The organism is Streptomyces sp. NRRL WC-3742 (assembly GCF_000720635.1).
Lineage (GTDB): Bacteria > Actinomycetota > Actinomycetes > Streptomycetales > Streptomycetaceae > Kitasatospora.
This window is the reverse complement of record NZ_JOCF01000131.1, coordinates 1-8,227: the sequence shown is the minus strand read 5'-3', so window position 1 is coordinate 8,227 and position 8,227 is coordinate 1. Positions and strand designations below refer to the sequence as shown.

At 71.4% G+C, this 8,227-nt stretch carries 3 protein-coding genes and 1 tRNA gene; 2 read left to right on the top strand and 2 right to left on the bottom strand.

The genetic code is table 11. The features are described from left to right. Positions 1–53: 53 nt before the first annotated feature. On the top strand, positions 54–887 hold the full coding sequence (locus IH61_RS0139195) for an alpha/beta fold hydrolase (protein WP_031079085.1): 834 nt from the start codon (positions 54–56) through the stop codon (positions 885–887). A 199-nt stretch (positions 888–1,086) separates the two neighbouring features. Here the strand turns inward: IH61_RS0139195 and IH61_RS0139190 are convergent. Together IH61_RS0139190 and IH61_RS47560 are read right to left on the bottom strand one after the other, a co-directional pair. Beyond that, a tRNA-Gln gene (locus IH61_RS0139190) sits at positions 1,087–1,158 on the bottom strand. Positions 1,159–1,576: 418 nt separating this feature from the next. Then, entirely contained in the window at positions 1,577–2,239 is a 663-nt protein-coding gene (locus tag IH61_RS47560) for a hypothetical protein (protein ID WP_031079083.1), read from the bottom strand. A gap of 1,518 nt (positions 2,240–3,757) precedes the next feature. On the opposite strand from IH61_RS47560, the gene IH61_RS44060 reads away from it, so the two are divergent. Continuing rightward, a complete protein-coding gene (locus IH61_RS44060; RefSeq protein WP_234327533.1) occupies positions 3,758–7,840 on the top strand; it encodes a Pls/PosA family non-ribosomal peptide synthetase in 4,083 nt (1,360 codons plus the stop codon). The last annotated feature ends 387 nt before the right edge of the window (positions 7,841–8,227 follow it).

Sequence of the window (8,227 nt, the reverse complement as noted above, 5' to 3'; positions counted from 1 at the left end):
GTTCCCCCACCCCCACGCCCGCCCCCACGCCCGCCCCGTCGTCGTACAAGGACGTGCCGACCCGTTCCGTGTCCGTACGCGGCGTCGACTTCGTCTACCGGCAGCTCGGCCCGGAAGGAGACGGCGTACCGCTGATCCTGTTCCACCACCTGAGCGCAGTCCTGGACAACTGGGACCCCCGCGTCGTCGACGGACTCGCCGCCCGGCGCCGGGTGATCACCTTCGACAACCGCGGAGTCGGCGCGTCGGGCGGTTCCACCCCCGACACCGTCGAAGCGATGGCCCGCGACGCGGTGCTGTTCATCCGAACCCTGGGCTTCGAGCACGTCGACCTGCTCGGCCTGTCGATGGGCGGCTTCATCGCCCAGGTCATCGCAGCCGAGGAACCGCAGCTGGTGCGCAAGGTCATCCTCGCGGGAACCGGCCCCGCCGGCGGCCCCGGCATCGACAAGGTCACCGCACTCACCCTCCGGGACATCCTGAAGGGCTTCCTGACCCGCAGGGACCCCAAGCAGTTCCTCTTCTTCACCGACACCGAACACGGACGACGCGAAGCACGCGCCTTCCTGGAACGGCTGAAGGAGCGTACGGACCGCCGCGACAAAGCCATCTCGCCGAGGTCGTTCCGCGCCCAACTGAAGGCCATCCACCGATGGGGCCTCCAGCCGACGGCCGACCTGTCCCGCATCCGCCAGCCAGTCCTGGTGGCCAACGGCGAGAGCGACCGGATGGTGCCGAGCGAGAACACCCTCGACCTCGCCGCACGGCTGCCCCGGGGCGAACTCGTCCCCCTCTACCCGGACGCCGGGCACGGCGGAATCTTCCAGTTCCACGACGAGTTCGTGGCCAGGGCCCTCGCCTTCCTCGAAGCACGGCCCGACGCCTGACCGCTGAGGCCACATCCCCCGCCGTCCCGGGCGCGGCCGGGACAAGGCGGGCCCGGGACGCCCTCGACACCGCATGCCGGATCCACCTCGCCACAGGCACGCCGACGCCCAACCTCGAAGTCAACCCCCGAAGGACTTACGACGTGGACCACTTGGCAAGCCGCTGCCCTACCACTCGGCCAACTCTCCGGGTACTGCGCTGCCGGGCGAGGATTCGAACCCCGATCTCCTGATCCAGAGTCAGGTGTGCTGCCAGTTGCACCATCCGGCACTGCGGGGCGGCACGAGAAAGCCGCCCTGGCGGGGGAGGTCCCCCGTGGGCGGCCAGGCGTTTCGACCCGTCTACCGCATGGAGGGAACTGCCTGGCTCCGCTGGGAACCCGAGGAGCGCTGGTACGACTGTCGGCCGCTCATCTCGCGTTCCTCTCCACTGCGTCGGTGCTGGGTGCTGATGCATCTACTGTGCGCGAGGGCCGCGTCGCGGGCAACCGGATTTCCGGGAGGGTTCGGCGAGGCTCCCGCAACGGGCGAGGTGCGGAAGGACCAGATCCCGTGGATCCGTTACGGCCGGTCGGTGTGGGCTGCGCGCGGAAGTCTCACGGGCGATACCGCCTTCCCCGTCCGGGAGCCGAGCGGATCCCCCGAAGGCATGGCTGCGTCTGCGGGCAAGCTGAGCCGTTTCCTGCGGCCTAACCGACGTCCTGCCAGACGGTGACCTGCGCCTCCGCCCAGAACGGCTGCGCGGCGTAGTGGGAACCGGTCACCTGGAGGCCGATCATCCGGCCTGGCGTCTTGATGCAGAAGGCGGTTCCGGGCGAGGACGGCGCCTGGGCGGCGAACGCGGCCTTGGCCGTGCAGGCGCCGTACGTGGGGAGGGTGCCGGCGGGCAGCGGGATCAGCTTGTTCTGGCCGCTCGGGCCGAACGCCTGGGCCTCGCTGCCGACGTAGACGTCCCCGGGCTCTCCCTGCTCGTAGTCGCTCAACTTCGGGGCGGTGTTGGGAAGGGGGACCCCGTACCCGCCGGACAGGTGCACCGCATAGTTCCCGAGCTGGGTGCCGTTCGCGACGGCTCCGGAGTTGCCGTCGGCGCTCGGGGACACCGTGGGCGACGACCGGAGCGGCGCCGGGGACGTGGCGGCCGGTGCGGACGCCGGGGCGGTCGGGGCGGTCGGGGTGGAGGTGGCGGCGGGCGGATCGGCCTTCGGGGTATCGCTCGAACCGCTGCCCTGGGTCAGGACGACCCCCAACACCGTTCCCAGCGCCGCGATCAGCGTCCCGATCCCGGCGAGTTTCGCGCCGAGCCCCTCTCTGCCGCTGCCACCGTCACCGTCGCCGGAGCCACCCCTGGCCATGCTGCACTCCTTCACGAGCCCGTGCCGAGGGGGACATCCTGGCACGTCCGGCGGCGGCGCGTGAGGCTTCGTGGTAACGCCTACTTCCTTGTTGTGCAACACAGTTGACGTACCGTCATCACCATGGGCGTGCAGTTGTCACCCCGGCCCCACCCGGCCCTGGCGCCCCTCCGCCGGATCGGTCCACCGGAACGCGCCGGATGCTCCCGGGCAGGTGGCCTCGCCGACAGGCCCGGGCATCACCCGCCCCGCCCCCCGGGAGGGCGGCGAACGGCGCCCCCAGAATCGCGCCGGGCATCTGTCGGGCAGCGATCTGCAAAGCGATGAAGGTATCGACCCGGGCGAGACGTCCGGTGTTGAACCCGGCTTCTCGGGGATCGACTCGTCCTGTCGCGCGGGCATTCAACTACGCGTACGGGCGGAGCCAGTTGTCCGGATGGTGCTGAGCCTCCAGGGGCTGGATGGACAGGCCGCCGTGGGTCATATGATCAGTTCAAGTACTGGCAAATCATGGGTCAAGAGCGCTGTCCGTGCGTCGACGTCGACGAGGGAGTGCCGTGCCGGTCGAGGAGCGGGTCGTGGCGGCGGCCGACCCCGACCGGCCTCTGACGGTGCTCTTCGAACCCATGGGCAGCCTGTGCGGGATCCCCGCCGGGCGGGCACAGCGAGGTCGGGCGTGGGACGGACTACAACCTCCATCTGCCCGGGCCCGGCGCGATCGGCCGCCCCCCGGCGTCGCGGGCCCCCGGCAACCCGCTCGACGCGGCCCCGTGGCGGCGACAGGGCCCTCCTGGCCCCCGGGGCGCCCTCCGGGTTGCGCAGACCTGAGGGCGGCTTGCTGCGCCTCATGGCGGAGGGTCGATGCGGAGGGTCGATCCGGCGCCGGCTGCGGCCCGCGCCCACCGTCACGATTTGTGGATAAAGCCATCCTCGCCGAGATTCGATGGAACCGGACGGCGGATTCGAGCGTCGGGTCGTCGCGAGTGAGTTGTACGGAGCTCTGCCCGGCTGAATGGTTCCTGGACGTACGGGCGGGTTCCTGGGCAAGGGATGGACGATCCTCGCGGAGGTGCTGTCACTTTGGGTTGTCCCGAGGTCGGGCACACGTTCGGGCGCGGGCCGGCCGGCGGTCGGCCGGGCGCCTGTCGGGTGGTTAGGGTGTGGGCGTGCTTTGGTGGGATTTGACTGTCTGATTTGTGGGGTTTTCGGGTTAGTTGCGGCCTGCTTCGTGAGAAGTTTCTTTGATCCTGCCCGTGTGGTGTCAGGCGGTGTCCGGGGTGGGTGATGGTAGGGGGTGGCGTTCCCTGCCAGGTGACTGTCTGTGCACGCCTTCGTTTACTTTTCTCTCAGTTTTTTCGTAGAGGACATTTTTTCATGAGTGCAGGCCAGGAGTTGGCGGATTCTTCGGCGGGATATGCCGGACCGGAGTACGGGGTGGGCTATCCGGGCGGCTATTCGCAGCTGCAGCCGCAGCCGGGCGTGTGGCCGGTCGAGTGGGTTTCCGGAACCGGCACCTTGATGGACATCTTCTGGCGTTCGGTGTCCCGGTTCCCCTCCGCTGTCGGGGTGGATGGGGGTGGGGTGGTTCTGGATTACGCCGGCCTCTGGGGGGAGGTGGAGGCGCTGGCGGGGGTGCTGGCGGGTCATGGGGTGGGTGCCGGTGATCGCGTGGGGGTGCGGTTGCGGTCGGGCGGTGTGGGTTTGTACGTGGGGATCTTGGCGGTGTTGCGGTGCGGGGCGTCGTACGTGCCGGTGGACTTTGATGATCCGGATGAGCGGGCGGAGTTGGTGTGGGGGGATGCGGGTGTGTGTGGGGTGCTGGGGGAGGGCGGGTTCTGGCGGCGTGAGGGGTGGCCGGTGGGGTCGGGGGTGGCTCGGTGGCCGGTGGCGTCGGATGAGGCGTGGGTGATCTTCACGTCGGGGACGACGGGGCGGCCGAAGGGGGTGGCGGTTTCGCACGGGTCGGCCGCGGCGTTCGTGGACGCGGAGGCGAGGTTGTTCTGTCAGGGGGCGCCGTTGGGTCCGGGGGATCGGGTGCTGGCGGGGTTGTCGGTGGCGTTCGACGCGTCCTGTGAGGAGATGTGGCTGGCGTGGGGATCGGGGGCGGCGTTGGTGCCGGCGCCTCGTGCCGTGGTGAAGGCGGGGGCGGATCTGGGGTCTTGGCTGGTGGAGCGGGGGGTGACCGTCGTGTCCACGGTGCCGACGCTGTTGGCGCTGTGGCCGGTGGAATGCCTGGCCGGGGTGCGGTTGGTGATCGTGGGGGGCGAGGCGTGTCCTGCGGAGTTGGTGGAGCGGGTCGCGGTTGGTGGGCGGGAGTTCTGGAACACGTACGGGCCCACCGAGACGACGGTGGTGGCGACGGCCGCGCGTCTGGTGGCGGGGGAGCCGGTGCGGATCGGGGTGCCGTTGGCGGGGTGGGAGGTGGCGGTGGTGGACGCCTCGGGTGCGGTGGTGCCGTGGGGTGGTGTGGGTGAGCTGCTGATCGGCGGGGGGGGGTGCGCCCGGTATCTGGATGCGGTGCGGGACGGGGAGAAGTTCGGGCCGCATCCGGCGTTGTCGTCGGCGCGGGTGTATCGCAGTGGTGACCTGGTGCGTAACGACCCGGCGGGTCTGGTGTTCCTGGGGCGTGCGGACGACCAGGTGAAGCTGGGTGGGCGGCGGATCGAACTGGGGGAGGTGGATGCGGCGCTCTCCGCGTTGGACGGTGTGGTGGCGGCTGCCGCCGCGGTGCGTAGGACGCCGGCGGGTGGGGAGTTGCTGGTGGGGTACGTGGTTGCCGCGGAGGGGGTGGTGCTGGATCTGGCGCGGTTGCGGGGGGTGCTGCTGGGGAGGTTGCCGCAGGCTCTGGTGCCGGTGCTGGCAGTGGTGGGGTCGTTGCCGACGAAGACGTCGGGGAAGGTCGACCGGGGGGCGTTGCCGTGGCCGCTGCCGGTGTCCGGCGGTGGGTCGGGTGGGGGCCCGGGCGATGGGGTGCGTCTTGAGGGGACGGCCGGGTGGCTGGCGGGGGAGTGGGAGGCCCTGCTCGGGACGGCGGCGGGTGCGGGGGATGATTTCTTCGCGTTGGGTGGGTCGTCGTTGACGGCTGCGCGGTTGGTGTCGCGGTTGCGGGTGCGTCATGGCGGGGTGTCGGTGGCGGATCTGTATGCGCATCCGGTGCTGGGCGATCTGGCGGCGTTCCTGGACTCGCTGGTCCCGGCCGGCGCCCACGGCGAGGACGGCGGCGCCCACGGCGGGGGTGCCCATGGCGGGGGTGCCCATGGCGGGGGTGTCGGTGGCGGTTCTGGTTCGCGCTCCGGTTCCGGCGTGGGTGCGGGCGCGGGTTCGTCTGTGCGTGCGGGTGGCCGCTCCGGTTCGCGTGCGGGTTCTGCTTCCTCCTCCTCTTCGGCTTCTGGTTCTGCCGGTGTGAGGGCTGGCGCTGCGGGCGCGGGTGCTGGCGCGGGTGTGGGTCGTGGTGTGTGGCAGTCGTTGGTGTTGTTGGTGTTGTTTTCGGTGGTGGGTGTGCGGTGGGTGGTGGTGTTGGCGGGGTTGGACAATGTGTTGGGGGAGCGTCTGGTGTGGGCGCCGCGGGTGTCGTGGTGGCCGGTGGTGGTGGTGTTGTCGGTGTTCTACAGCGCGGCGGGTCGTGCGGTGGTGGGGGGTTTGGGGGTTCGGTTGTTGACGGCTGGGGTGCGGCCGGGGTCGTATCCGAGGGGTGGTTCGGTGCATGTGCGGGTGTGGGCGGCGGAGCGGTGGGCCGGGGTGTTCGGTACGGGGGCGTTGGCGGGGACGCCGTGGGGGGTGCGGTTCGCGCGGATCGTGGGGTGTCGTGTGGGTGGGGGTGTGGTGCTGCATGCGGTTGCTCCGGTGACGGGTCTGGCGCGCATCGGTGCGGGGGCGTGTGTGGAGGCGGAGGCGGATATCGCGGGGTGGTGGCTGGACGGTTCGGTGTTGCATGTGGGGTGGGTGGAGGTCGGTGAGGGGGCGGTGGTCGGTCATCGTTCGACGTTGATGCCGGGGGCGCGGGTGGGGGCCGGTGCGCGGGTGGCGCCGGGTGCGTGTGTGACGGGTTCGGTGCCGGCGGGGGCTTTGTGGCACGGTTCGCCGGCGCGTGAGGCGGCGGGGGCGGCGGCGCATGGTGCGACGGTGTGGCCGTCGGTGGCGCCGGGGCGGGTGTCGCGGTGGTGGGGTGTGGCGTACTCGGTGGCGTTCGCGGTGTTCGGTCTGGTGCCGTTGGTGGCGGCGTTGCCGGCGTTGGCGGTGGTGGTGCCGTTGGTGGGTGTGTCGTCGTCGCCGGCGGCGGCGCTTGTGGGGGTGTTGCCGTGGCTGGTGCCGTTGGCGGTGGTGACGCTGGCGTGTCATGCGGTGCTGATAGCGGTGCTGGTGCGGGTGCTGTCGCTGGCGTTGGAGCCGGGTTTCCATCCGGTCGGGGGGCGGGTGGCGTTCTGTGCGTGGGCGGTGAGCCGGCTCTCGGACACGGCGCGCAGGTCGTTGTTCCCGTTCTATGCGTCGTTGTTCACGCCGGTGTGGCTGCGGATGCTGGGTGCGCGGGTGGGGCGTGGGGTGGAGGCGTCGACGGTGTTGTCGCTGCCGTCGCTGATGCGGGTGGAGGACGGGGCGTTCTTGGCGGACGACACGCTGGTGGCGCCGTTCGAGGTGCGGCAGGGGTGGCTGCATCTGGGGGCGGCGCGGGTGGGGCGCCGTACGTTCGTGGGTAACTCGGGGATCGTGGGTCCGGGGCGGGTGCTCGCGGACGACTGTCTGGTGGGTGTGCTCTCGGACGCTCCGTCCAGCGCTCCGCAGGGCTCGTCGTGGCTGGGGCGGCCGGCGTTCGCTCTGCCGCGGGTGGCGGAGGGCGGGGATCAGGCGCGTACGTATGCGCCGGCGCGGCGTCTGGTGTGGGCGCGGGGCCTGGTGGAGGTGTGCCGGCTGGTGCCGGTGGTGATGGCGGCGGTGCTGGCGGATCTGGTGCTGGCGGTGTTGCAGGAGGTGCGGGATGTCTTCGGGCTGGGTGTGGCGGCGGCCGTTTCGGGTGGGGTGCTGGTGGGTGCGGCTGTGGTGGCGTGCTCGGTGACGACGGTGGCGAAGTGGCTGCTGGTGGGCCGGTTCACGGTGGCGGAGCATCCGTTGTGGTCGTCGTTCGTGTGGCGCAACGAGTTGTACGACACGTTCGTGGAGGAGTTGGCGATGCCGTTCGGGGGCGGGGCGATCACGGGGACGCCCTATCTGAACGTGTGGCTGCGGTCGTTGGGGGCGAAGGTGGGGCGGGGTGTGTGGTGTGAGACGCACTGGCTGCCGGAGAGTGATCTGGTGACGGTGGGGGCGGGGGCGAGTGTGAACCGGGGCACGGTGCTGCAGACGCATCTGTTCCATGACCGGGTGATGCGGCTGGGTCCGGTGGATCTGGGGGAGGGGTCGACGTGCGGTCCGCACTCGATCGTGCTGCTGAACTCGTCGGTGGGGGCGGGGGCGACGGTGGGTCCGGCGTCGTTGGTGATGCGGGGGGAGAGTGTGCCGGAGGCGACGCGCTGGCTGGGTAACCCGGTCGCGGCGTGGGAGGGCGATGCGACCCCGCCGGCCGGCCGGCGTGCGGCCCGCCGCCGCCGCGCGGCGGCGACGGCCTGACGGGGCGCCAGGCGGGCCTGTGGTGGGTGCCGGCGGTGTGGTCCTGTCGCTGTTCGGTGGCGGGGACCGGAACGGAATCGGTGGTGTGTGGTGCGGCCGTGGTCCTGTGGACCGCGGCCGCACCGTTGTTCGTGTCCGCCCTGTGCGGCTGGCGGGGGTCGGTCTGGGGCCCCTTGTCTGCCGGTGCGGGCTGGTGCCGGCTGGTCGGCGTTGGGTGGTTGGTCCGGTGCGTGGGAAGTCGGCCCGGCCGACTTCCTGCGCGCGGTCGGGGTGTGGGCAGCTGGGGCCCGTAGCCGGGTGTGGGGGCGTTCGCGGGTTCGTGGTGGCGGGGCCCTGCCGGGGCCGGGTGTGGGTGCGCGGGGTGGGGGTGGTGTTGTGGGGTGTGGG

What these genes read in the sequence shown, in the direction of transcription:
- IH61_RS44060 (WP_234327533.1), top strand. Translation starts at nt 3,758, where the DNA reads ATGGACATCTTCTGGCGTTCGGTGTCCCGGTTCCCCTCCGCTGTCGGG.
- IH61_RS47560 (WP_031079083.1), bottom strand. Translation starts at nt 2,239, where the DNA reads ATGGCCAGGGGTGGCTCCGGCGACGGTGACGGTGGCAGCGGCAGAGAG.